The 23,513-nt window shown below is 60.9% G+C and carries 20 protein-coding genes; 17 read left to right on the forward strand and 3 right to left on the reverse strand.

What is annotated here, in order from left to right; translation table 11 throughout:
• Positions 1-460: 460 nt before the first annotated feature.
• From wecB to arsH, 12 genes are all read left to right on the forward strand, one after another.
• A complete protein-coding gene (gene wecB, locus Q7W83_RS10430; RefSeq protein ID WP_473655981.1) occupies positions 461-1,639 on the forward strand; it encodes a non-hydrolyzing UDP-N-acetylglucosamine 2-epimerase in 1,179 nt (392 codons plus the stop codon).
• 42 nt (positions 1,640-1,681) lie between these two features.
• Positions 1,682-3,895 (forward strand): hypothetical protein, encoded by a 2,214-nt coding sequence (locus Q7W83_RS10435; protein ID WP_458377313.1) that lies wholly within the window; start codon positions 1,682-1,684, stop codon positions 3,893-3,895.
• Positions 3,896-3,907: 12 nt separating this feature from the next.
• Positions 3,908-6,022 (forward strand): glycosyl transferase family protein, encoded by a 2,115-nt coding sequence (locus tag Q7W83_RS10440; RefSeq protein ID WP_150639798.1) that lies wholly within the window; start codon positions 3,908-3,910, stop codon positions 6,020-6,022.
• Positions 6,019-8,562 carry a bacteriophage N4 adsorption protein A gene (locus Q7W83_RS10445; protein ID WP_150639799.1) on the forward strand — a complete coding sequence of 848 codons (2,544 nt, stop codon included), beginning with the start codon at positions 6,019-6,021 and terminating at the stop codon, positions 8,560-8,562. Before Q7W83_RS10440 ends, Q7W83_RS10445 begins: the two co-directional genes overlap by 4 nt.
• Positions 8,563-8,570: 8 nt before the next feature.
• Complete coding sequence (locus Q7W83_RS10450; protein WP_150633000.1) at positions 8,571-9,224, forward strand: alginate O-acetyltransferase AlgF; 654 nt, start codon at positions 8,571-8,573, stop codon at positions 9,222-9,224.
• Complete coding sequence (locus Q7W83_RS10455; protein WP_150632999.1) at positions 9,221-10,210, forward strand: alginate O-acetyltransferase AlgX-related protein; 990 nt, start codon at positions 9,221-9,223, stop codon at positions 10,208-10,210. The genes Q7W83_RS10450 and Q7W83_RS10455 overlap by 4 nt, the downstream gene beginning before the upstream one ends.
• Before the next feature lie 77 nt (positions 10,211-10,287).
• Positions 10,288-11,067, forward strand: a complete 780-nt coding sequence (locus Q7W83_RS10460) for an alpha-amylase family protein (RefSeq protein WP_412072586.1) — start codon at positions 10,288-10,290, stop codon at positions 11,065-11,067.
• Between the two features lie 144 nt (positions 11,068-11,211).
• Complete coding sequence (locus Q7W83_RS10465; RefSeq protein ID WP_150653556.1) at positions 11,212-11,613, forward strand: GFA family protein; 402 nt, start codon at positions 11,212-11,214, stop codon at positions 11,611-11,613.
• Positions 11,614-11,839: 226 nt separating this feature from the next.
• The gene (locus Q7W83_RS10470; RefSeq protein ID WP_150632996.1) at positions 11,840-12,259 is read left to right on the forward strand and encodes a hypothetical protein; all 420 of its coding nucleotides are present in this window, start codon (positions 11,840-11,842) and stop codon (positions 12,257-12,259) included.
• Between the two features lie 169 nt (positions 12,260-12,428).
• Complete coding sequence (locus Q7W83_RS10475) at positions 12,429-12,728, forward strand: DUF4189 domain-containing protein (RefSeq protein WP_150632995.1); 300 nt, start codon at positions 12,429-12,431, stop codon at positions 12,726-12,728.
• Positions 12,729-12,923: 195 nt separating this feature from the next.
• Positions 12,924-13,394 carry an arsenate reductase ArsC gene (locus Q7W83_RS10480; protein ID WP_150632994.1) on the forward strand — a complete coding sequence of 157 codons (471 nt, stop codon included), beginning with the start codon at positions 12,924-12,926 and terminating at the stop codon, positions 13,392-13,394.
• Between the two features lie 11 nt (positions 13,395-13,405).
• Complete coding sequence (gene arsH / locus Q7W83_RS10485) at positions 13,406-14,098, forward strand: arsenical resistance protein ArsH (RefSeq protein WP_150632993.1); 693 nt, start codon at positions 13,406-13,408, stop codon at positions 14,096-14,098.
• 107 nt (positions 14,099-14,205) lie between these two features.
• On the opposite strand, the gene Q7W83_RS10490 is transcribed toward arsH, so the two are convergent.
• Together Q7W83_RS10490 and ydiJ are read right to left on the reverse strand one after the other, a co-directional pair.
• A complete protein-coding gene (locus tag Q7W83_RS10490; RefSeq protein ID WP_150632992.1) occupies positions 14,206-14,667 on the reverse strand; it encodes an HvfA family oxazolone/thioamide-modified RiPP metallophore in 462 nt (153 codons plus the stop codon).
• A gap of 332 nt (positions 14,668-14,999) precedes the next feature.
• Positions 15,000-18,023, reverse strand: a complete 3,024-nt coding sequence (gene ydiJ, locus Q7W83_RS10495) for a D-2-hydroxyglutarate dehydrogenase YdiJ (protein ID WP_473655982.1) — start codon at positions 18,021-18,023, stop codon at positions 15,000-15,002.
• Between the two features lie 158 nt (positions 18,024-18,181).
• Here ydiJ and Q7W83_RS10500 point away from each other — a divergent pair, with 158 nt between their 5' ends.
• Positions 18,182-19,066 (forward strand): LysR substrate-binding domain-containing protein, encoded by an 885-nt coding sequence (locus Q7W83_RS10500; protein ID WP_150639803.1) that lies wholly within the window; start codon positions 18,182-18,184, stop codon positions 19,064-19,066.
• Positions 19,067-19,160: 94 nt separating this feature from the next.
• Here the strand turns inward: Q7W83_RS10500 and Q7W83_RS10505 are convergent, their stop codons facing one another.
• Complete coding sequence (locus tag Q7W83_RS10505) at positions 19,161-19,541, reverse strand: RidA family protein (protein ID WP_150632989.1); 381 nt, start codon at positions 19,539-19,541, stop codon at positions 19,161-19,163.
• Positions 19,542-19,678: 137 nt separating this feature from the next.
• Here Q7W83_RS10505 and Q7W83_RS10510 point away from each other — a divergent pair, with 137 nt between their 5' ends.
• The 4 genes from Q7W83_RS10510 to argE all read left to right on the forward strand — a co-directional run bounded on the left by Q7W83_RS10510 (position 19,679) and on the right by argE (position 23,458).
• On the forward strand, positions 19,679-21,034 hold the full coding sequence (locus tag Q7W83_RS10510) for a flavin-containing monooxygenase (RefSeq protein WP_412072587.1): 1,356 nt from the start codon (positions 19,679-19,681) through the stop codon (positions 21,032-21,034).
• A 21-nt stretch (positions 21,035-21,055) separates the two neighbouring features.
• Entirely contained in the window at positions 21,056-21,472 is a 417-nt protein-coding gene (locus Q7W83_RS10515) for a RidA family protein (RefSeq protein ID WP_150632987.1), read from the forward strand.
• A gap of 160 nt (positions 21,473-21,632) precedes the next feature.
• On the forward strand, positions 21,633-22,310 hold the full coding sequence (locus Q7W83_RS10520; RefSeq protein WP_150632986.1) for a DUF1028 domain-containing protein: 678 nt from the start codon (positions 21,633-21,635) through the stop codon (positions 22,308-22,310).
• Positions 22,307-23,458, forward strand: coding sequence for an acetylornithine deacetylase (gene argE, locus Q7W83_RS10525; protein ID WP_458377308.1), 1,152 nt, complete (start codon positions 22,307-22,309; stop codon positions 23,456-23,458). Before Q7W83_RS10520 ends, argE begins: the two co-directional genes overlap by 4 nt.
• Positions 23,459-23,513: the final 55 nt, after the last annotated feature.

Raw genomic sequence — 23,513 nt, forward strand, 5'->3', positions numbered from 1 at the left:
ACACTTCTACCGCGAGAATAATTCACGCGCGCCGACGAATGAGTTATATAAGAAAAAATCTATATAATTCATAATGTTAACTCTAACAAAACGACCAGCATCCATCTTGCTGAAATTTCAAAAAACCATAAAAGACCCGACCAAGAATAAAAAGTTTCAAACTTTTCAACCAAATAAAAAAAATACACATAACACTTTTAAATACTGTTCTTCGATGCTAATAATCCGGACGGTTCCGGGTTCCAGGCAACACACTTCCTCACCTGAAGTGAACATCAGCTCACCTCACGTGCCGATGAGCCGACCTTAATCAAGTTCAAAACCGCTAGCGTGTTACTCAAGTTTCAACAAACCTTAGCCGCTGTTGTGTTGCGCACTAAAACTGCGCGAGGAAGGCATCATCGCTCGCCATAAGATTAAAATCCTTTCGATCTTCGGAACCCGTCCAGAAGCCATCAAGATGGCGCCGTTAGTCAAAGCCCTCGCCGCGGAACCGAACATTGATTCGCAGATATGCGTCACTGGCCAGCATCAAAGCATGCTGAAACAGGTGCTGGATCTGTTCGACCTCAAGGCTGATTACACCCTTGATGTGATGACGCAACAGCAGTCGCTCAACTCGCTGACGGCGGCGTTATACACAGCGATTGACCCGGTGCTGGAATTGACCCGCCCGGACCGGGTACTGGTGCATGGCGACACCACCTCGGCCATGGTCGCCGCGATGGCGGCGTTTCATCGACGCATCCCGGTCGGCCATGTGGAAGCCGGGCTGCGCACCGGTGATATCTATAGTCCATGGCCGGAAGAGATGAACCGTCGCTGCATCGACCTGGGCGCCGACATGCTGTTTGCGCCGACCCAAGAATCGCGCCAGAACCTGCTCGACGAACGCCTGCAGGGCCGCACCTTCGTGACCGGCAATACGGTGATCGACGCGTTGCAGATGACCGCACGGCGCATCGAGCTGGACGCTGACTTGCGGGCCAGCCTGGACCAGCAATTCTCGTTTCTGCAGAGCGGCCGCAAGGTGCTGCTGGTGACCGGGCATCGTCGGGAAAACTTCGGTGAAGGCTTCCTGGATATCTGCAAGGCCCTGAGTCATCTCGCCCGGCGCGCGGATATCCAGATTGTCTATCCGGTGCATTTGAACCCCAATGTCATGGGCCCGGTCACCGAGCGCCTCGGCGATCTGCCCAACGTACACCTGATCAAACCGCTGGACTACCTGGCCTTCGTGCGCCTGATGCAACGGGCTCACGTGATCCTCACCGACTCCGGTGGCGTGCAGGAAGAAGCGCCGTCCCTGGGCAAGCCGGTGCTGGTCATGCGTGACGTGACCGAACGTCCGGAAGCGGTCGCGGCGGGCACGGTGCGCCTGGTTGGCACTGCACCGGACTCGATTATCGCCGGGGTCAACGCGCTGTTTGATGACGACCTGCTGTGGCGTCGTTGCTCCCAGGCGGCCAACCCTTATGGCGATGGAAAGGCCAGCACGCGCATCGTCGACGCCCTGATGGGCCGCGCGGTCGATGACTTCGTCGTGGCATGCGCGCTGCCCAGGTTCCTGCAACACCCGACAGCGGCTGCCGTGCGCGAGGAACCCGGGGAAAACCTCCCGGCCTTCACCTCTCAATAAACCAAAACTGCTCCTCCCCCTATCTGCTCGAGATCGACCTGAATGAAGTCTTCCGTTGCCATCCATACGGGTGCGCTCAGCGCCCTTGCCTGTGGCGTGAGCCTGCTCGCGCTCATGCCGACTTTTGCCTTGGCCGCGGACAGCCCGCTCACCCAGGCGATCAACCGACTCAACGCCGACACTCGCCAGGAGCGTGAGGTGCGCTTGAGCGATCTGGGAATCGACGCGCCAATCATCCTCGGCTCCACCGATGCTCGCCGCGAACTGTATCTGCCGCTGCCGGCGGGTGTACCGTTGACAGACGCCAACCTCAATTTCAACGCCAGTTACCTCAATGGCGAACGCGGCCGCAACACGTTGCTGCTGTCGCTGGACGGCTATCCGGTGCGTGCCGAAGGCCTCAGCGAAGCCCAGGGTGACGCCAGCGCCATGCTCGGCGTGGACAAGAAAGCACGCGACAGCGGCTCGCTGCGCCTGGGCGTTGCCTGGTCGTCCATCGTGTCCCGTGTGCTGTGTGAAGACGAACGCGCCATCGGCAATGTGTTGCGGATCGAACCCGACACCCGCCTCACCTACAGCTACGACGCCAACCTGTTGCAGAACGTCGGCGCTGCCTGGACGGCATTGCCTGGCAAACCGGGCATCATGGTCGCGCCGGGCACCTTGTCTGCCGAAAGCTACGACGCGGCGTGGCGCCTCGGTGTAGCGCTGGAGCGGATCGGCAAGCACAGCCGCATCCTGCCCTTCCCGGCCATTCAAGACAGCGTTGACCTTGGCGGCCTGCGCATCCCCGCCGAGTTGCTGGCCATTCCCGCGTTCGCCAGCCTCAACGGCAAAAGCCCCCACGTTCTGGCGGACGCGGCGCAAATCGGCGCATTGCTGATGCTTGGCCAGACGCCGAACGTCCAGGCCGATCTGGCTATCAACGACCCGCAACTGCTCAAGGCCGTCAATGAATCACTCGACGCGCTACAGAGCCAGATCCAAGGCCTCGACGCCACGGCAACGAACGCCTTCATGCAGTGGCGTGAGCGCCATGTCAACGCAGGTCTGGCCGCTACCGGTACTGACAACGTGCGCCTGGCCTTGCTCGGCACACGTCCGGTGCTGATGATCGCGCCGCAAGCCACCGGCAAAGCGCTGGCGTTGTTCAGCTCGGCCTGGAACACCCTGGCACGCAGCCGCCAATTAACGGTCAGCGAAGCGCAGTTGCCGTTGAGCGCCGACGGTCGCGTGGCGTTGTCGCGGCTGGGCGGCAAACCCGGCGCCATCGACGTGCTTGCAAAGTCCGACTGGAGCACGTCGTTCCCGTTGGGCAGCGTGGCCTATGACGGTCGCCTGCCGGTGAAGGCAGTGATCGACGTGTCCGCCGCACCCGGTGCATCGGACACCGCGCCAGTGGCTTCGCTGTTTCTCAACGATTATCTGATTGGCGCACAACAGCTGGTGGCCAACGGTGAAATGCAGCGCATCGAAGCGCGTATCCCGCGTTATGCGGTGGGGGCAACGAACGTCTTGCGCGTGTCGTTCCAGCGTCAGCCAGTGAGTGATCGCTGCCTGGAAACGCCGCAAGCCTTCCCGGTATCGGTGCTGCCGACCAGCCACATCGTGCTGGATAAAACGGCTCTGGGTGATGACTTCTCCGGCATGGCCGCGCGGTTTGCCATGGACGCGCAAATCCTTGTGCCACAGGCCTACCTCGAACACCCGGCGAGCAGCCTGCCGCAGGTGATTTCGGTGGCTGTTGCCGCGGGCGTATCGCCGTTGCGCGCACAGCTGAAGGTCAGTGCCGATGCCAAGGCTTCGGTCACCGCGGACAAAACCTTCCTCGCCTTCGAGTTGCCGATCAAGGACAGCAAGGAATCGGTGCAAGTCGATGAACAGGGTCGTCTGCGCATCAATCACAAAGATCAAGTGTTGCTGGACGTGCAGCCCCTCAACCATCTGGCCTCGTTGCAAGTGGTGGATGCCGGCGGCCAACACGGTCTGGTCTATCGCGCCCTGGGCACCGACGCACCGCGCTTCGCCAAACCAATTCTGCTGAGCCGCGGCGACGTCGCCATCCTGGGTGACAACGGTGCACTGACTACCTTCGATACAGAGGACCCGAGCGGCAGCCAATTGATCGACAACGAAGCACCCAAGGGCCTCGACGCCTGGCGCACGCCGTCGCTGTTGTGGTTGATACCGGGCGGCATCCTGTTGGTCCTCATCCTGTTGCTGGCTGGCCGTAGTGCCCGCCGCAATCGCCAGTAACGGTAACCTTCGATGACGTCGCTTTATTGGCCCTATTGGCTGGCCCACTACTACAGTTTCCTGGAGATCTCGACCCTCGTGATCGCGGTCCTGATCCTGATCTCCAGCCTGGACGATCTGTTCATTGATCTGTGGTACTGGTCTCGCCGCCTGTTTCGCAAGTTCACCGTGGACCGAAAATACCGGCCGCTGACCGCCGACCAGTTGATGGCACGGGATGAACAGCCGCTGGCGATCATGGTCCCGGCCTGGCTGGAATACGACGTTATCGCGCCGATGATCGAGAACATGGTGTCGACCCTCGACTACCAGAACTACGTGGTCTTCGTCGGCACCTACATCAACGACCAACGCACCATCGATGAAGTGGAGCGCATGCGTCGGCGCTACAAGCAGTTGCATCGCGTGGAAGTCCCGCATGCCGGGCCGACCTGCAAGGCCGACTGCCTGAACTGGGTGATCCAGGCCATTTTCCTGCACGAAAAAACCCACGGCATGACCTTCGCTGGCGTGGTATTGCACGACAGCGAAGACGTACTGCACCCGATGGAATTGCGCCTCTTCAACTACTTGCTGCCGCGCAAGGACATGATCCAGTTGCCCGTGGTGTCTCTGGAGCGCAACTGGTACGAGTGGGTGGCCGGCACTTACATGGACGATTTCGCCGAGTGGCATGGCAAGGATCTGGTGGTGCGTGAAAGCATGACCGACACCGTGCCCTCCGCCGGGGTCGGCACCTGTTTCTCGCATCGCGCCCTGCGCGTGCTGGCCGGGGAAACCCAGAACCAGCCGTTCAATACCGACAGCCTCACCGAGGACTACGACGTTGGCGCACGCCTGGCCAAGGTCGGCATGAACGCAATCTTCGTACGCTTCCCGGTGCAGTTCCGGGTGTTGCGTAAATCATGGTTTCGCAAGCCTTACGAATCGACCCTGGAGATGCCGTTGTGCGTGCGGGAATTCTTTCCCGATACCTTCCGCACCGCGTTCCGCCAGAAAGCCCGCTGGACCCTGGGCATTGGCCTGCAAGGCTGGGAGCAAATGGGCTGGAACGGTTCGCTGGCCAACCGATACCTGCTGTTTCGCGATCGCAAAGGCTTGGTGACGGCGTTCGTCAGCATCATCGCCTACGTCATTCTGGTGCAACTGCTGGGGCTGATCATCCTGCGCCAGAGCGGCCTGTGGGACGTCAGTTTCCCGACGCCGTTTGAAACCAGCGGCGTCATCCAATACCTGCTGTTGGCCAACGGTATCGCGCTGGCCTGGCGCATCGCTCACCGCTGCTATTTCACCACTGTGCTGTACGGCTGGCAGCATGGCTTGCTGTCGATCCCGCGCATGGTGGTCGGCAACTTCGTCAACTTCATGGCCGCGTCACGGGCCTGGCGCATGTTCCTGGTCGGCAAGGTGCTCAACCGCAAGCTGGTGTGGGACAAAACCATGCACGACTTCCCGTCCACCGACCTGGTGGCCGCCGCACCGCGCAAGCTCGGCAGCGTGCTGCTGTCCTGGCAGGCGATCAACGAAACCGATCTGCAAAGTGCCCTCACCGAACAGAAAACCCGGCACATGCCACTGGGGCGGATTTTGCTCAGTAACGGCTGGCTGGATGACGAGACGCTGGCGGAAGCCATCGCCTTTCAAAACGACTTGCCACGGGTGTTCGATGTGGCCGCCAAGGCGCAATCGTCGCCCCTGAAACTGGACGATGAATTCGCTCTGCGCTGGCGCGTGGTGCCGCTTGGCTTGAATGCCGACGGCCGCGCACAAGTTGCCGTGGCCAGCCCGTTGCCGGCCGCAGGCCTGCAACAGGTCAGCGAGGTATTGGGTAGCGAACCGGTGCAGCTGATTGCCCGGGAAAGCGAAATCGTTGCGCAGTTGCGTCAACTGAACGTACGCGATGGCCAAGCCGTGCCGGATGCCCGCGCGCCGCTGTTGGGTGATCTGTTGATCGAAATGGGCCTGCTCGATCGCGGCGAGTTCAACCGCGCCATGTTGCAGTACCGCCCGCAGCGTCACGGTCGCATCGGCGACTATCTGGTCGACAGCGGCGTGTTGCCTCGCGCCACCATCGAAAAGGCCGTCGCCCGTCAGCACAGTCACTACCCTGCGGAGCTTCCGGCATGAACCGCCCCTTGCTGACCTTCATGGCCACGGGGCTGAGCCTGCTGCCGGCACTGGTGCATGGCGAAACACTGCCGCTGCCGTTGACCGGCCCGGCCTATGTCAACGCCAACGAGGCGTATAGTGCCTACGAGCGCAAGGACTATGACCTGGCCATCGCCAAGGCCCGCGAAGCCTTGCGCCAGCGCGCCGACATCACGCGCCTGAATACGCTGATTGCACTGGCTCAGCGCGACAAGGAATTGCGTGATCATCCCAAGCGCTATCCACCGTCGCGCCAGGCCCCGGGTTTCGGTGCTGCGGCCCAGGCATTCAAGGCCTATGACCGGGATGACTTCGGCGCTGCGGTACTGGCGGCACGCAAAGCCATCGCGCAGGCGCCAAAACGCCTGGACTATCGCCTGCTGCTGATCGAGTCCTTGCAGCGTCAACAGCATTTGCAAGAGGCGGATCAAGCCACCACCCAAGCATTGGCCGTGTTTGCGGACGACGATACGTTACTGATGCGCCGCGAAGCGATTCGTCGACAACTGGCGGCGCCGTTGGCGGTTGAGGGTTATCGCGCCCTGGAGCAAGGCCGTGTGCCGTTTGCTATAGATCAGGCCAGAAAGGCCGTCGCCTGGGCACCGGAAATTGCCGCCAATCAGCAACTGCTGATCAGCGCCCTGCTCGCTGCCAACGACTACCGAGGGGCCGAGCTGGCGGCGTCAGGCGCATTGGCTCAGGACGACGGGGAGATCGCGCCGTGGATTCTGCGCAGCTACGCCCTGGATCGTCAGGGTAAAACCCAAGCGGCCCAGGCTGATCTGAATCGCGCCTTGGCCATCGATGGCCTTCTGGAAACGGAAACCCGCGACATCCGTTTCTTCGCCGCCGACGCCGCACTGGCCCATGGCGAGCCGCAACAAGCGCTCGATCATCTGCAGCCACTGGCCGACGATGACAGCGGCGAAGTCGCCCGCCGACGCGCCGCTGCCCGCCTGGCACTGCGGCAGAAAAACAACGGTGCGAAAGCCGTGGCCCATTTTCCTGCACCGGCCTTGAACTGTCAGGAAACCGCCTTCGGCCTCGTCTGTGATATCTGGCCGGGCAATCAGCGCGACGGCGGAACCGACCTGGCTGCCCAGGCCTATGCAGCGTTGGCCCGCAAGGAGGCTGCGACGGCGGCTGCCCTGGCGAATGAGGCCATTGGCCGCGCACCGCAAAATCCGGCTTACCGGCGCTTGTTGGTCAGTGCCCTGAGCGAGCAAAAACGGGTACCTGAAGCCATCGCGGCGGCCAGCGAAGGTCTGAAGCTGACGGGAGATGACGCCCGATTGCTGTCTCAACGCGGGCGCCTGCGTCAACAAATCGGAGACGACTCCGGAGCGCGCAAAGACTTTACCCAGGCGTTGGCGCTGGGCAGCCTGCCCGCTTACGAAGAGGCGAGTTTGTACGCCGCCATCGGCCAGCGCCGCACCGCCCGCGAACGGCTTCAACAAGCTCGCGACAGCGGCGAACTGGAATCGATGAGTGATTTGCAGATCGCCTATTTGTCGGTCCAGGCCGGCGATGATGAAGCGGCCCACGCGTCCTTCCGCAAGGCCGATGCCGACACCCGGCTCACGCCGACGGCCACTCAGGATGCGGCCTACACCGCGATGCGCGCCCATGAAGACGAGCAAGCCGTCGGGTACTTCGAGCGCGTCATCGACGCGCAACACGCCGGTGAAATGGACATGCCCGCGCAGCAGCTGTTCGACACCCGCCGTACGGTGGGCGATGTCTCGCGCAGAATCGGTTTGACCAGCACCACCAGTTATCGCGGCAACAGCTCCAGCAGTGGCTTGAGTTCAGCGCCGAGCAGCGGCAGCACCAGCATCGACAGTTTGCAAAACAGCACCGAACTGTCCTGGCGTCCATTGGGTTATCGCAATGCACGATTCGTCGAACTGTACGGGCGCGTCACCGACACGCTGTGGAGCAAGAACGGTGATTCGGATACCGGTTTCGATGCGTTGCAAGGCGCCGTGGGCGTACGGATCAAACCCTTCACCGCGCTGAACGTGATGGCCGCCGTCGAGCGCACGTTCCCCTTGGGATCGTCGGACGTCGACGGTGACTGGCTGGTGCGCCTGGGTTATGGCTCAAGCATCGGCACCGATTTGCGGGTCGATGTCTCCAGTTGGTGGACCTCGCAGTTGTTCGCTGAAGCCGGTCATTACATCAACGACTCGCGGGACTATTTCAACAGCGAATGGCAGGTCGGCCGCAGCTACGCCATCGGCGGCGCAGGTTCGCGTTGGGTCAGTTTCCCCCATGTCGTGGCCGCGTTCGACTACGACTCGAAAATGAACAGCGGGACTGACGCCGATGGCAGCACCGAGTCATCCTCCGGCAAGGCCGGAGGCGTTGGTGTCGGCAATAACGTGCGTTACTGGTTCCGTGAAGATGCGTACAACGCGCCCCGCTCCTACGTGGATTTTTCCCTGCAATACCGCGTGAAAGTCATGGGCGATGACCGCGCTGAAGGCGTGTTCGCTCGCCTGACTTATTCCTATTGAGGACGTGCATGAACGCTCGAATCTATTTGTGGCTGGGCCTTGGCCTGATCCCGACGTGGGCACCAGCGGCCCCCGAAATCGCACAGCTGTACGCGCCAACATTGCCCGAGGGTTCGGCCTGGGTCCGGGTGGTCAACCCACACGACACCGCCATGCAGGTCCGGGTGGGCCAAGGCGCGAGTGTTGCCCTTTCCGCCCAGAACACGCTGGCCAGTCCCTTCCAGGTGGTCGACTCGCGGCAGCCGCTACAGCTGACCGTCAATGGTCGCGAGATAAAGGACCTGAGCGCACCGAAAGGTGCGTGGGTCACGCTGATTCTCGACAACGACCCGGCATTGGCGCCGCGCCTGGTCATCGACCCGCCGCTGCGCGGCAAAGACCTGCGCGCCGAACTGAACGTGTACAACCTGGGCAACGGTTGCGCACAGGCCAATGTCCAATTGGCCAACGGCGCCCCGGTGTTCAGTCAGGTGCCGTTCAATGGGCAGGCCCAGCGCGCCATCAACCCGGTGCAGGCGACGCTGGTTGCCAGCTGCGATCAGCACCGCAGCCTCCCAATGAAACTGGCACCGTTCAAGGCGGGCGATCGCTACAGCCTGTTTCTGGTTGGCACCCGCCAGGCGCCACGGCTGATTGGCCTTGTCGACCAGAGCGCGCCATGACCCTTCAATGCAAACCCTCGCGTTTTATCCATCGCTGGTCGATGCCCGCCCTGCTCGCCGGCCTCCTGTCGAGCCTGTCAGGCACCGCCGTGCAAGCGGCGTCTGCAGTGATCACTGGCAATGGCGGATGGTTGTTTCCGGCCTGGGAAAGCCTGAACAAGGTCGACACCACCGGCACGACCCGCAACATTGAGTTGATCAAAGCACTCCAGCAGCGACTCGAACGCGCGCACATCGGGCTGGTCGTGTTGGTGGTGCCGATGAAAGCGCCGTTCTACGCACAGCGTCTGCCGGCCGATCAGCCGCTGAGTACGGCGGTGATGCAGCGTTACGAGCACTTGCAGCGTGACCTGACTCGCGCAGGGCTGAGCACGCTGAACATCAAGCCCATCCTGCAAAACACCGAGCAAGGCCAACACACGGCTTTTTACCGCGCCGACTACCACTGGACTGCCTGGAGCGCCGAAAACACCGCCGACGCCACCGCGCAACTGATTACCGAACGCTACCGGCTGCAAGGCGAACCCGGTGGTGGCGCGGCGCTGGGCCAGTGGTTCGACCGCCGTGCGTTCGGCGACCTGGCGAGCAATTTTTTGCCGGCGGTCAAACGCAAGGCGATTGGTCGCGACATCTATACCGTTCGCCACCAGGCGGAAAACGACTTGCTGATCGATGATGCGCCAGCACCGGTGCAAGTCATCGGCAACAGCTTTGTCCAACCTTACCTTGGCTTTACGCAGAAGCTCTCCAATGCGCTGGACCGCCCCGTCGCGCTGACCTGGAACCCCGGCGATGTCGGCCCATGGGCTACGCTGCTGCAATACCTGGAGTCGGCGGATTTTGCCCAACACAAACCGCAAGTGATCGTCTGGCAATTCAACGAGGGCCAGTTTCACCTTGGCCCCGATGCGACAGCCAACTGGAGCGCCAAGGGCGTCACTTCGCTGAGCCAATGGCATCAACGCATCAACAAGGCACTGCCGTGAATATTCCTGGCTACACCGCGAGTCGCGCGACGGTCACCGCGCTATTGTTTGCCATCACCCTCAGTGCAGGAACCGCCATGCTTTACATGACAAACAAGGCCTTGAGCCCAGGCATTGTCGGCATCGTCTGGCAGCCGGACAACAAGACGGTCGGCATCACCGGTCAATGGGAAAAACTCGGCGCTCGTGAACTGCTGGTGCAATGGACCGTCGTCGACGATCAGGCTTTCATTGCCGGTACCGGGCTACCGAGTGTGCCGATACTGCCCGATTGGGCACGCATCGCCAAGGCGCCCTGGGCGCAGGATGTGATCCTCGGGCTGGCCGGTTACTTCAGCGAGAATCGCTCGCGGGACAACATCGAGCAACTGGCTGAAGTCTCCGAACGCATCGCCAAACTGCCTACGCCGCTACACGTCACCGGCTGGTATTTCCCTGCCGAAGTCGATCCGAGCTGGACCCGCGCCAAAGAGTTGCCTGCCCTGCTCGCCAAGCTGCCGCGACCGCTGTGGATCAGCGTGTATGACGGCGCCAATATCGGCCCTGCCGCCACCGCCGAATGGCTCAAGCAGTGGCTGCCGAATGACATTGGCGTGTTTTTCCAGGACGGCGTCGGCGTCTACGCCCGCACCGCACCGGTCGCCCGAACCTACGCCGACGCCTTGCGCCAACGCCTGGGCAAAGACCGTGTGCGAATCATCGTCGAAGCCTTCCGCCCCAACTTTGGTGGCGGATTCCGCTCCGCCACCGCCGCCGAACTCAAACCGCAATTGGCGGCGTATGACGGCTATCCGTTGTACCTGTTCGACGGACCGCATTACGTCACGCCTGAATTGGTCGAGCAATTGAGCCGATGACGTAGATCGAGACAATCCAGGCCGGTGATTTCGCTCGAAAGTTGACGTTCGCATCGGCGAACTATCAGCCTGAAGCACTCACTCGACACTGCATCTGCCCACCGCTTAAAGTGCCGTCCTCTCTTCAGTGGATCGCCATCAAAAATGACTGAGACTTTCCAGGGCCGTTGCCTTTGCGGCGCAGTCCAATACCAACTCCGGTCACGCCCCAAAGCCGTTTCGCACTGCCATTGCAGTCAATGCCGCAAAAGCCATGGAGCAGCATTTGCGAGCTACGGCAGTGTTTTGCGTGGCGACTTTGATCTTGTACAGGGTAGCGCTGACATCCGCTCTTACCCGTCCTCTGCATCTGTCGAGCGCCAGTTTTGCACTCGCTGCGGTTCATCGCTCTTCTGGTCAAATAGCCAGGGCGAATACTCCGATTGGATCTCCATAGCGCTCGGTACGTTGGACACGCCCTTTGATTGCGACAAACAGAAGCATGTCGAGGTGGCGTCCAAGGCTGTATGGCATGACATTCAGGATCACTGGCCGCAGTCTCGATAACCCTTCTCATGCCAATTGTCTGCGCCAGATGCCGGGTGATGTACCGAACACGCAATCCTGCTGGCCGAAGCGATCAGGTCGATGACGAGGGCAATGCGTTGCCGCTCTCGGCAAGCGCGTGCCACCGACTCACCTCTGTGACCCGCCAACACCCTGCAGGACAAGGCACTCAACAAATGGCCTGACTTTTGCTCTGCTACTCGGTCACCAACCAAGGAGTGTCAACATGATCGGAAGCAACTTACCTGCACTGCATTACGTCGATGCGTTCAAAAGGTCTTTGGAAAGTGGCAACGTGACCGCCGGCAAGATCCAGGTCGTCAATGCGACAGCGCAAACCCAGGCACAGATCGATAAAAGTTTTCGCGAGGCAGAACGCGATCTGGAACAGCTGAAAGCTCGCTATAAATCGGATCAGAACCTGGCAACGTTCAACGCGAAAAGCGACTCCATCGCACGGCCCAATGTGCAGTCCTTCAGCAAAAGCGACGCTTTGCCTGTGCTGGAAAACCTCCAGCCTCTGATCGAGGTCGCAAGCCCTGAAGAGAACACCATCAACGCTAACCCTGGCGACTTTTCGATTGACAGCGCTGCGGTCTATCAGGAGTGGCTGTTGGCTCGTGGGAACGTTGATGTATCGGTTTAGGCCAATTGTGAGGGGCACTTAAGTAACCCGCGAATGCACCATTGGCGCTGCGCGCAAGCGTTTGCCGCGCAGCTTGCCCCATCTGCCCTTCTCACCCTCAGCCAACCGTCTAATCTGATAAGTACACGACTACACACACGCTGCTAGCCGCCTCTTGCAGGAAAACGCCATGACCGGAAAAACAGCACGCCACTATTCGTCATGGGTCCTGCCCTCCCTGCTGGCCATCAATCTGGCGATGATGGCGGGATGTTCAGGCAAAGCGGCTACGGCTCGCTATTCGGCCTCAAACGCAGGCTCAAGCTGCTATGCCAAAGCGCTGCCCACTTCCGGCGAAGGTGGCCTCGCTTGGGGGGACACCTTGAACATGGCGCGCCAAAAATCCTTGAATAACTGCATTCGCTATGCCGGCCGCTCCGGTGGCACGCCGGATACCTGCCAGGTGGTGTTGTCCGAGTGCAGAAATTAGGCGTGCCGTCGTGGGCGCTCGCGCACATTAAACATCCATGAAAGGCGCGTACTTGAGCGTCTTCAGGCTTGTGTTCTGAAAGCCGTCGACCCTTTCACGTCGGCTGCGGGTCGTGAGTTGGCAGTCAGACAGAATTTGACCTATTCATATGGGCAACCATATATTCGAATAACCATATATATAATAGGAATCACCATGCGCGTTCTGTTCATGTGCACCGCCAATAGCTGCCGCAGCATCCTGTCCGAGGCGATGTTCAATCATCTCGCGCCGCAAGGTTTTCAGGCGATCAGCGCCGGCAGCTTCCCCAAGGGCCAGGTTCTGCCGCGCAGTCTTGTGACGTTGCAAGAAGCCGGCATCGCGATCGACGGGTTGAGCAGCAAAGGCAACGACGCGTTCGAAGCCAATCCACCGGACATTGTCATCACCGTCTGCGACAAGGCCGCCGGCGAAACCTGCCCGGTTTACTTCGGGCCGGCGCTGAAGGCCCATTGGGGATTGGAAGATCCCTCCGAGGTGAAGGGGGAAGAAGCGGTCATCACCGCTGCCTTCCACTCGACCTTGGCACGCATCGAAACACGCTGCCGGGCCTTCCTCGCCCTGCCCTTCGGCGAACTTGACCGGGATGCCTTGAAGCGTGAACTCGATCGCATCAGCACCCTGTAACCGGAGCACTCATGTCCCACGAACTGCCCAATCTCGACGCCTCCCTGATCCCATCCATGACCGGTGACGACACCCGACCCAAGCCGCGAATCCTCCTGTTGTACGGATCGACCCGAGCGCGTTCATTCAGTCGTCTGCTGGTCGAGGAAGCCGCCCGGTTGCTCGAACACTTCGGTGCAGAAACGCGGATCTTCAATCCATCCGGCCTTCCGCTGCCGGATGATGCACCGACCGATCACCCGAAAGTTCAGGAACTGCTCGAGCTGATGCAATGGTCCGAAGGACAGGTCTGGTGTTCACCCGAGCGTCACGGTTCGATGTCTGCCGTGTTCAAGGCGCAGATAGACTGGGTGCCGCTCGCGATAGGTGCCATTCGCCCGACTCAGGGTAAAACCCTCGCGGTCATGCAAGTCAGTGGTGGCTCCCAGTCGTTTAACGTGGTGAATCAATTGCGCGTGCTGGGGCGCTGGATGCGGATGTTCACCATCCCCAACCAGTCTTCCGTGCCGAAAGCCTTTCTGGAATTCGACGAAGGCAACCGCATGAAACCGTCCTCGCTGTATGACCGGGTGGTGGACGTCATGGAGGAATTGGTGAAGTTCACCCTGTTGCTGCGCGATCGCCCGGACCTGGTTGACCGTTACTCGGAACGCAAGGAGTCGGCAGAGGAACTGACCCGGCGGGTGAATCAGCGGTCGATTTGAAGCGCTACAACGCTTTATGAATCGCTACGGATAAACGCCAGCGCGGGCGAGATAGAGAAAACCCTATCTCGCCACACCGGTGTCGTAGCGGTTGACGGCACCCGCTATCAGTTCTGCGCTTTGCTCATTTTGGTGAACAGTTCGGTCGGTACTTTCTTGCCGTTGGAGGTGAACTGGTTGGTGCGGAATTTGTAGACCTCGCCCTCGGAGAGGAAACCATCGTTGTTGGTGTCCATCGCCTTGAACTCTTCAGTGCCCTGCGGAGCAACAGCCAGCAATTCTTTCAGGGAAACGCGGCCGTCGTGGTCGGTGTCGGTGCGCGCGAAGGAAGCGTCGCCGCATTTACCTTCACCGCACTTGCCTTCACCGGCCTTGGTGGCCTTGGCACCGGTTTCGCTGGCGCCACATTTGCCTTCGCCACACTTGCCTTCACTGGTCTTTTCAGCGGCGGCGAGCTGGTAGCCTTGGGGCAGCGCGTCAGCAGCGAAGGCGGACGAAGCAAGGTTCATGCTGCCAACCAGCGCAACAGCGATCAGACCAATACGGGATTTGTTCGAGATATGGGACATGGTTGTTTCTCCAGATACTGTGTGCGGTGAGCCGCTCAGGGTCATGCCACCAGGGCGATAAGCCGTGGTGCGAGGTGCGTTTGCTTTCTCGCCAAGGCCAGGCTATTTGACTGCAACCGTGTATCCCGGATGTATCCGGATCAAGGGGCATTTGTACGCCAGCATCTGTAGAGCGGGTCTGGATACACAGCGATACACATGACCCGCTCTTTCTATCCAGGCGGCCTGGAGGTCCCTGAAACCAGGTGAGGGCGCCTCACATCGACCGAGGTTGGCGAGCCTCGGCAATGGCACGGAGCACGCTGGCCCTCCAATGGATTACTCGCCCTCCCTCACTTAACGCGTGAATGCTCCAACACCACTTCCAGCGGGTGACGCAGTTGCCTGTTGGCCAGGCGCTTGACCTGGCTGCGGCACGAATACCCAGTCGCCAGCGCTTCACCTGCCTTCTCCAGCTTGCCCGCCCATGACTGCTCGAAAACAGTCCGCGAGGTCTCCTGATTACGCGCTTCATGGCCGTAGGTACCCGACATGCCGCAACAGCCAGTCGCCTCGGTCACCAGCTTCAGCCCAAGCCGGGCAAACACGGTTTCCCATTGCGAAGAACTGGCCGGGACGTTGGTCTTCTCGGTGCAGTGCGCCATCAAACGAAACGTCTGTGCAACGCCATGAGGCCGCTCAGGCAGCGCGTCAACCAACCACTCCTGGGGTAGCAGGACGCTCGGGCAGCCGTCGAGCCCCGGCACTTTCTGATACTCCTGGCGGTAGACCAGCGTCATCGCCGGATCCAGTCCAACCAACGGCACGCCACAGTCGGCCAGGGCGTTGAGCTGATTGGCGTTGCGGACCGCCGCTTTGGCGAATGCACCAAGGAAACCCTGCACGTGCAAAGGCTTGCCGTTGGCACTGTAGGGCGCCAGAAACACGCGGTAGCCCAACTGATGCGCCAACTGGATAAAGCTCGCCAGCAACGGTGTTTCAAAGTATCGGGTGAAGGCGTCCTGCACCAACACCACGCTTCGCTCCCGTTGTGCGGCAGTCAATTCGCGCAGGGCTGGCACACTGGCGACAGCAACTTTGCAGCGCTTCAACGTGGCCTGCAGGTCGTAGCGGTTGATCAGTGGACTGTCGAGCATGCCGACGTGCCGTTCAAGCAAGCGGCTCACCCATTTCGAGCCCATCACCGCGTTGTACAGGCCCGGTGCGTAGGCCATGTAGGGAATGGTGAACTCCAGCGAACCGATCAGATAATCGCGGATCGGGCGTTGATAGCGACCGTGATACAGCTCGAGAAAACGCGAGCGGAATTCCGGAACGTTGACCTTGACCGGGCATTGTCCCGCGCAGGACTTACAGGCCAGACAGCCGGCCATCGCGTCGTACACCTCATGGGAGAAATCCGTCTCGCCGCGCGAGCGCGCCAGGTTATTGCGCAAGCGCGTCGGCAATCCGCTCAACCACGTCAATTTGCCCCGGGCCGCTTGCAAGACATCAATGTTGGCCGCGCCTTGCAGACGCAACCATTCGCGAATCAATGATGCCCTGCCCTTCGGCGAATGTTGGCGTTCGCGCGTGGCCTTCCACGACGGGCACATCGCATCGTTGGGGTCATAGTTGTAGCAAGCGCCGTTACCGTTGCAGTGCACGGCGCTGCCGAAACTCTGCCAGACGCGCTCGTCGATTTGCCGATCCAGATCACCGCGCAGCGTCACTTCGTTGACCTTGAGCAGGCCTTGGGCAGCATCCGGCGGGGTGCAGATCTTGCCGGGATTGAGCTGATTGTGCGGGTCAAACGCCCCCTTGAGCGATTGCAGCGCCGGGTACAGCTCGCCAAAAAACTCGGGAACATATTCCGAACGCAATCCCTTGCCGTGCTCGCCCCACAGCAGCCCGCCATAGCGCCGCGTCAGCTCGGCCACGGCATCGGAAATCGGCTTGACCAGAGCAGCCTGGGCCGGGTCTTTCATGTCCAGTGCCGGACGCACGTGCAACACACCGGCATCGACGTGACCGAACATGCCATAGGCCAGGCCATGACCGTCGAGCAATGCGCGGAACTCAGTGATGTAGTCGGCCAGTTTCTCCGGCGGCACGGCGGTGTCTTCGACAAAAGGCTGCGGGCGAATTTCGCCTTCGACGTTGCCCAATAGCCCGACAGAGCGTTTACGCATGGTGTAGACACGGGTCACCGCTTCCGCACCTTCGGCCAGCGTGTGGCCCAGCCGTTCGATCGTCGTGTCGGCCTGTAAATGCGTCACGAACGACGCCACGCGAGCGTTCACTTGCGCCACGTCTTCGCCGCTGAATTCCACCAGGTTGATGCCCAGCGTGGGGCGCTCGGCATCCGTCGGGAAATACTCGGCGACGCTGTGCCAGACGATGTCTTTCATCGCCAGCATCAACACCTTGGAGTCCACGGTTTCGATGGACAGCGGCGTGTGCGCCAGCAACGCGTTGGCATCGCGCAGCGCATCCATGAAGCTGCTGTAGCGCACGTTCACCAGCACCGAATACTTGGGAATCGGCAGCACGTTGAGCTTGGCCTCGACGATGTACCCCAGCGAGCCTTCCGCTCCGCACAGCACGCTATTGAGGTTGAAACGCCCTTGCTCGTCGCGCAGGTGCGCCAGGTCGTAACCGGTCAGGCACCGGTTGAGTTTGGGGAACACGGACTCGATCAGGTCGGCCTGGGTTTCCTGAATCTGCCGCGCGGTACGGTAGACCTCACCGATGCGGCCGGACTGAGTACACGCCGCTTCCAGTTGCGAGTCGGAAAGCGGATGGCTATGCAGGCGTTCACCACCGATCAGAACGCTGTGCAGTTCCAGCACATGATCGCGGGTCTTGCCGTAGGTGCAACTGCCCTGGCCGCTGGCGTCCGTGTTGATCATGCCGCCAACGGTTGCCCGGTTGGACGTCGACAGCTCCGGGGCGAAGAACAGCCCGTGGGGCTTGAGCGCGGCATTGAGCTGGTCCTTGACCACGCCCGCCTGCACCCGCACCCAACGCTCGGCGACGTTGATTTCGAGGATTTTGTTCATGTGCCGCGACAGGTCAACCACGATGCCATCGGTCAACGACTGGCCGTTGGTGCCGGTCCCCCCGCCGCGCGGGGTCAGCTTGATCTGGCGAAAGCGCGGTTCGGCCATCAACGTCGCGATGCGTACGATATCGTCCGCATCCAGTGGGAACACCGCCGCTTGCGGCAGACGCTGGTAAATCGAGTTGTCCGTCGCCAATACGGTGCGGGTGGCATAGTCGGCACTGAGCTGACCGCGCAAGCCATTGGCACGCAAGGCCTGGAGGAATTCCGGGTACTGTGCCGCGGGCGCAGCGGGAAGCAACTGGGCGATCATCGCTGGAGGGTCTCTTGTAGGTCTAATCACGGAAAAATCAAAACACTTGTCGCCTGAGCATTAATAGGTCAGCCTCAGGTCGTCGGCTGAGCCAATGATCCTGCAGGTTCTGGCGCCAGACAAACGGATAATCCTGCCGCTATTGATGACTTTTACGAATGAATTACCGCCACCTCACCCCTTCCATGTCGTTGCTGCTGGCGTTTGAAGCCGCCGCCCGGCATGAAAGCTATACCCGCGCCGCGCTAGAGCTGTCATTGACTCAAAGCGCCGTCAGCCGGCAAGTCCAGGCGCTGGAGCAGCAACTGGGCCTGACGCTGTTTCGCCGTGAAGGCCGCCAGGTGCAATTGACCGATGTCGGTCGTCTTTACCAGCGGGAAATGAGTGACGCGCTCGGACGCATCCGCAGCGCCACATTGCAGGCGCTGGCTTATCAATCAGGCAGCGGAACCTTACGCCTGGCCACACTGCCCACGTTCGGCTCGAAGTGGTTACTGCCGCGCCTTCATGATTTCTACAAAACCCATCCAGGCATGCTGGTGCACATCAATTCCCGGATCGAAGCCATCGACTTCGAAACCAGCGGCATCGATGCCGCGATCGTCGTCGGCACTGCCGACGTGCCGGGCCTGATCAGCCATCGACTGCATACGGAAGAACTGATGGTGATCATTTCTCCACAAGCGGCCGCGGCCCATGACGCCTGGACCCCGGAACGCATTGGCGGACAGACGCTGCTCAACGTCGCGAACAATGCCAACGTCTGGGGCGAGTGGTTCAGCCACCACGGCTTGCCCCATCGAATGATGCGCCTGGGGCCCAGTTTCGAACTCACTTCACATTTGATCCAGGCCGTGAGAGCGGGTATCGGCATCGGCCTGGTGCCGCGCATCCTGGTGACCGACGAATTGGCCAGCGCCGAGCTGATCAGCCTGGACCTGCCCTTCGCCAGTCAGCGCAGTTACTACCTGACCTACCCACCGCGCAACGAAAGACTGCCCTCACTGATCGCCTTCCGTACCTGGCTGCTGGAGCAAATATGAGCGACGCCGGCTGAGTGTTCCGCCGGGCGCCGCCATCGCCGGCAAGGCGACGGTGTGCGCAGGACCGGGCCATACCTCGCTCCTGCGGTTGTGCTCAGCCCTTGGCCGCCATCGCGGTCACTTCCACACGCATGCCGTCAACCGCCAGCGATGCCACGCCAACCGCTGCACGTACCGGCCACGGCTTGGCGAAGAAACGCTTGTAAACCTCATTGAACGCGGCGCGGTCGGCCATGTCGGTGAGGTAGATGGTCAGGTGCATGACGCGGTCCATGGAACTGCCGGCGCGCTCCAGCGCAACCTTCAATGCCTGCAACGTGCACTCGCTCTGCAGGGTGATGTCGCCCAGTTCCAGGCTGCCGTCGGCGCGGGTCGGGATCTGTGTGGAGACCAGGATGCCGTTGAAACCGGCAACGTCGGAGGAGATGGAATCCGCGTCGGGATCAGGGGTGAAGGTGATGTCTTGGTTAGCCATGGGGTTCTCTTGTTTGAGGGCGTGAAAAGGGCAGCCAGTTTACAGAATCGGGGCTCTGCCTCAGTTATTTATACTCAAATGCCAGCTTAATAATATTTTACCGATACCAGGGTCATCCCTAGTCTTGAGCCCAAGAAATGGCAGGCCGTTCGCGACCTGACTCCAACGTCGAGGGTATTGAGATGACCACTGAAAAAATAAAAACAGATACGCTGATTGTTGGCGCCGGTCAGGCTGGCGTGGCCATGAGTGAACACCTGAGCAAACTGGGCGTGCCGCACCTGGTGCTGGAGCGCAACCGTATTGCCGAGCGCTGGCGCACCGGGCGCTGGGATTCGTTGGTGGCGAATGGCCCGGCGTGGCATGACCGTTTTCCGGGTCTTGATTTTGACGACCTCAGCCCGGACGCGTTTGCGCCGAAAGAGCGTGTCGCCGATTACTTCGAAGCCTATGCGAAGAAATTCAACGCGCCGATCCGCACGGGCGTGGATGTGCTGAAGGTTGAACGCAACATCGGTCGTCCGGGATTCACCATTGAAACCTCTGAAGGCGTGATCGAAGCCAACCGCGTGGTCGCCGCCACCGGGCCGTTCCAGCGTCCGGTCATCCCGCCGATTGCCCCGCAAGATCAGCCGTTCCTGCAGATTCACTCCGCCGATTACCGCAACCCGCAGCAACTGCCCGAAGGCGCTGTTTTGGTGGTCGGTGCCGGCTCGTCAGGCGTGCAGATCGCCGATGAATTGCAACGTTCTGGCAAGCAGGTTTACCTCTCCGTCGGCGCCCACGACCGTCCTCCTCGCGCCTATCGCAACCGGGATTTCTGCTGGTGGCTGGGGGTGCTTGGCGAGTGGGATCAAGCGGCGATGAAGCCCGGTCGCGAACACGTGACCATCGCGGTGAGTGGCGCGCATGGCGGCCGCACCGTGGACTTTCGAGGCCTCGCCCATCGCGGCATGACGCTGGTTGGTCTGACTCATTCATTCAATGGCGGGGTGGCGACTTTCCAGCCGAACCTGGCCGAGAACCTGGCGCGTGGCGATGAGAATTATCTGGCGTTGCTCAACGCCGCCGACGCCTACATCGAACGCAATGGCCTGGAGTTGCCGGAAGAACCCGAAGCGCGCATCACCTTCCCCGATCCGGCATGCGTGACCCAGCCGATTCTCGAACTCGACCTGGCCAAGGCCGGCGTGACCTCGATCATCTGGGCCACCGGTTTTGCCACCGATTACAGCTGGCTCAACGTTGACGCCTTCGACGACAAGGGCAAACCGCAGCATCAGCGCGGCGTGTCGAGCGAACCGGGGGTGTATTTCCTCGGCCTGCCATGGCAGTCGCGTCGCGGGTCTTCGTTCATCTGGGGCGTTTGGCACGATGCCAAATATGTGGCTGATCACATCGCCATTCAGCGCTCGTATCTCGACTACCACGATGCAGCGCAACGCGAGGCTGAAGCTGTTTCGCTCGCCCCTAAAAAAACTGCCAGCGCTTAAGCCATTGTTCAGGAGCTTCATATGTCTACCCCCACCCATACCCGTATTCGTATGTTCAACACCCAGGAAACCTACCCGAATCAGAGCCTGGACAATGACCTGTGCCAAGCCGTCCGTGCTGGCAACACGGTGTATGTTCGTGGCCAGGTCGGGACGGATTTCGAAGGCAGACTGGTGGGTCTCGGTGACCCGAGAGCCCAGGCCGAACAGGCCATGCGTAACGTCAAGCAGTTACTGGAAGAGGCTGGCAGCGATCTCAGTCACATCGTTAAAACCACGACTTACCTGATCGATCCGCGGTATCGCGAGCCGGTGTATCAGGAGGTCGGCAAGTGGCTCAAAGGCGTGTTTCCGATTTCGACCGGGCTGGTGGTGTCGGCACTGGGGCAGCCGCAGTGGTTGATGGAGATTGATGTGATTGCGGTGATTCCTGAGTAAGGAAACAGACCGCATCGCGGCCATCGCCGGCAAGCCGGCTCCCACAGGTTAGTCGTCGTACACAAACTTGTGGCCACCAAAGACCCCTGTGGGAGCGGGCTTGCCCGCGATGGCGTCAGCTGACAACCACATCACCCCGGCAAACCAAGGAGCAAAATCCATGACCTTCTCCATCGCCGCCCGTTGCCCCGAAACCGGTCAGTTCGGCATCGCCATCAGCTCTTCCAGCATCGCCGTCGGCGCCCGTTGCCCGTGGCTGCTGCCGGGCGTCGGCGCGGTCTCCACGCAGAACATTACCCTGCCCTCCCTCGGCCCGGACGTCCTGGCCCTGATGGAGCAAGGCCTCGCCCCCCTCGATGCACTGGACAAAGTCCTCACGCGCAACGGCTACAGCCAATACCGGCAAATCACTGCGATTGACCACCTTGGCCAGACCGCCCACTTCAGCGGCGCGCAAACCCTGGGCAACCACAACGCCGTGTCCGGCGAACAATGTGTGGCCGCCGGCAACATGCTTGCGGACAGCGCGGTGATCGAAGCCATGGTTGAAGCCTTCGAACACGGTGAAGGCCAACTGGCCGACCGCTTGCTCGCGGCGATGAAAGCCGCCATTGCCGCCGGTGGCGAAGCCGGGCCGGTGCATTCGGCGGCGATGGTGGTGGTCGGCGAACTGACCTGGCCGATCATCAACCTGCGGGTCGACTGGGCGGACAACGATCCGATCGGGCAGCTGGAAAAACTGTGGGACGCCTACCGCCCGCAAGTCCAGGACTACATCGACCGCGCCCTCGCCCCCGATAAATCCCCCGGCTACGGTGTCGCCGGAGATGACCGATGAGCAGCAGTCGCGATGTGCTGAAGGCGCTGGTGGCGTTCGACACCACGAGTCGCGAATCCAACCTGCAGCTCATCGAGTTTGTCCGCGACTACCTCGCGAGCTGCGATGTGCCTTGCGAACTGATCTACAACCAGCAGCGCAGCAAGGCCAATCTGTTTGCCACGATCGGCCCGACTGACAAGCCGGGCATCGTGCTGTCGGGGCACACCGACGTGGTGCCCGTCGACGGCCAGCCATGGACCGTGCCGCCGTTCGAACTCACCGAGCGCGATGGCAAGGTGTACGGCCGCGGCACGGCAGACATGAAGGGCTACATTGCCTGTGTGCTTGCCCTTGTGCCTTCCTTGGTGAGCACCTCGTTGCGGCTGCCAGTGCATATCGCGCTCTCCTATGACGAAGAAGTCGGCTGCCTCGGCGTGCGTTCGTTGCTGGCGGAGCTGGAGCAACGGCCAGTCAAACCGATGCTATGCATCATCGGCGAACCGACCGAGCTGAAACCGGTGCTCGGCCACAAAGGCAAACTGGCGATCCGCTGTGATATTCACGGCCACGCGTGCCATTCGGCGTATGCGCCGCTTGGGGTCAATGCCATTGAGTACGCCGCTGAACTGATCGGTGAGCTGGGGCGGATCGGCACCAGGCTCAAAGCACCCGAGCATCACGACGCGCGGTTTGATCCGCCATTTTCCACCGTGCAAACCGGCGTAATTGGCGGCGGCAAAGCCTTGAACATCGTCCCCGCCGATTGCCGTTTCGATTTCGAGATCCGCGCCCTTCCCTCCCATGATCCGAACGACGTCGCCCGGGACCTGAAAACCTACGCCGAGCAACACGTGCTGCCGCGAATGCGGGCTGTCAGTGACCGGAGTGAGATTCGCTTCAGTGAACTCTCGGCATATCCCGGATTAGCGACCGATGCACACAGCGAAGCGGCTGAGTTGATCGCTGCATTCTGCGGCTCCAGGGCCTTTGGAACGGTGGCCTTCGGCACCGAGGGCGGTCTGTTCGACGCAGCCGGCATCCCCACCGTCGTCTGCGGCCCCGGCAGCATGGATCAGGGCCATAAACCGGACGAGTTCGTCAGCCTCGATCAACTCAATGCCTGCGATGCCATGCTGCAACGAATGCTGCTATCAATTAGCGAATAACAAAGATTTTGAACACCCCAAAAACCCTGTGGGAGCTAGCCTGCTAGCGATGCCG

Source organism: Pseudomonas sp. 300 (assembly GCF_055803035.1).

What these genes read in the sequence shown, in the direction of transcription:
- wecB (WP_473655981.1), top strand. Translation starts at nt 461, where the DNA reads ATGGCGCCGTTAGTCAAAGCCCTCGCCGCGGAACCGAACATTGATTCG.
- Q7W83_RS10435 (WP_458377313.1), top strand. Translation starts at nt 1,682, where the DNA reads ATGAAGTCTTCCGTTGCCATCCATACGGGTGCGCTCAGCGCCCTTGCC.
- Q7W83_RS10440 (WP_150639798.1), top strand. Translation starts at nt 3,908, where the DNA reads ATGACGTCGCTTTATTGGCCCTATTGGCTGGCCCACTACTACAGTTTC.
- Q7W83_RS10445 (WP_150639799.1), top strand. Translation starts at nt 6,019, where the DNA reads ATGAACCGCCCCTTGCTGACCTTCATGGCCACGGGGCTGAGCCTGCTG.
- Q7W83_RS10450 (WP_150633000.1), top strand. Translation starts at nt 8,571, where the DNA reads ATGAACGCTCGAATCTATTTGTGGCTGGGCCTTGGCCTGATCCCGACG.
- Q7W83_RS10455 (WP_150632999.1), top strand. Translation starts at nt 9,221, where the DNA reads ATGACCCTTCAATGCAAACCCTCGCGTTTTATCCATCGCTGGTCGATG.
- Q7W83_RS10460 (WP_412072586.1), top strand. Translation starts at nt 10,288, where the DNA reads ATGCTTTACATGACAAACAAGGCCTTGAGCCCAGGCATTGTCGGCATC.
- Q7W83_RS10465 (WP_150653556.1), top strand. Translation starts at nt 11,212, where the DNA reads ATGACTGAGACTTTCCAGGGCCGTTGCCTTTGCGGCGCAGTCCAATAC.
- Q7W83_RS10470 (WP_150632996.1), top strand. Translation starts at nt 11,840, where the DNA reads ATGATCGGAAGCAACTTACCTGCACTGCATTACGTCGATGCGTTCAAA.
- Q7W83_RS10475 (WP_150632995.1), top strand. Translation starts at nt 12,429, where the DNA reads ATGACCGGAAAAACAGCACGCCACTATTCGTCATGGGTCCTGCCCTCC.
- Q7W83_RS10480 (WP_150632994.1), top strand. Translation starts at nt 12,924, where the DNA reads ATGCGCGTTCTGTTCATGTGCACCGCCAATAGCTGCCGCAGCATCCTG.
- arsH (WP_150632993.1), top strand. Translation starts at nt 13,406, where the DNA reads ATGTCCCACGAACTGCCCAATCTCGACGCCTCCCTGATCCCATCCATG.
- Q7W83_RS10490 (WP_150632992.1), bottom strand. Translation starts at nt 14,667, where the DNA reads ATGTCCCATATCTCGAACAAATCCCGTATTGGTCTGATCGCTGTTGCG.
- ydiJ (WP_473655982.1), bottom strand. Translation starts at nt 18,023, where the DNA reads ATGATCGCCCAGTTGCTTCCCGCTGCGCCCGCGGCACAGTACCCGGAA.
- Q7W83_RS10500 (WP_150639803.1), top strand. Translation starts at nt 18,182, where the DNA reads ATGAATTACCGCCACCTCACCCCTTCCATGTCGTTGCTGCTGGCGTTT.
- Q7W83_RS10505 (WP_150632989.1), bottom strand. Translation starts at nt 19,541, where the DNA reads ATGGCTAACCAAGACATCACCTTCACCCCTGATCCCGACGCGGATTCC.
- Q7W83_RS10510 (WP_412072587.1), top strand. Translation starts at nt 19,679, where the DNA reads ATGGCAGGCCGTTCGCGACCTGACTCCAACGTCGAGGGTATTGAGATG.
- Q7W83_RS10515 (WP_150632987.1), top strand. Translation starts at nt 21,056, where the DNA reads ATGTCTACCCCCACCCATACCCGTATTCGTATGTTCAACACCCAGGAA.
- Q7W83_RS10520 (WP_150632986.1), top strand. Translation starts at nt 21,633, where the DNA reads ATGACCTTCTCCATCGCCGCCCGTTGCCCCGAAACCGGTCAGTTCGGC.
- argE (WP_458377308.1), top strand. Translation starts at nt 22,307, where the DNA reads ATGAGCAGCAGTCGCGATGTGCTGAAGGCGCTGGTGGCGTTCGACACC.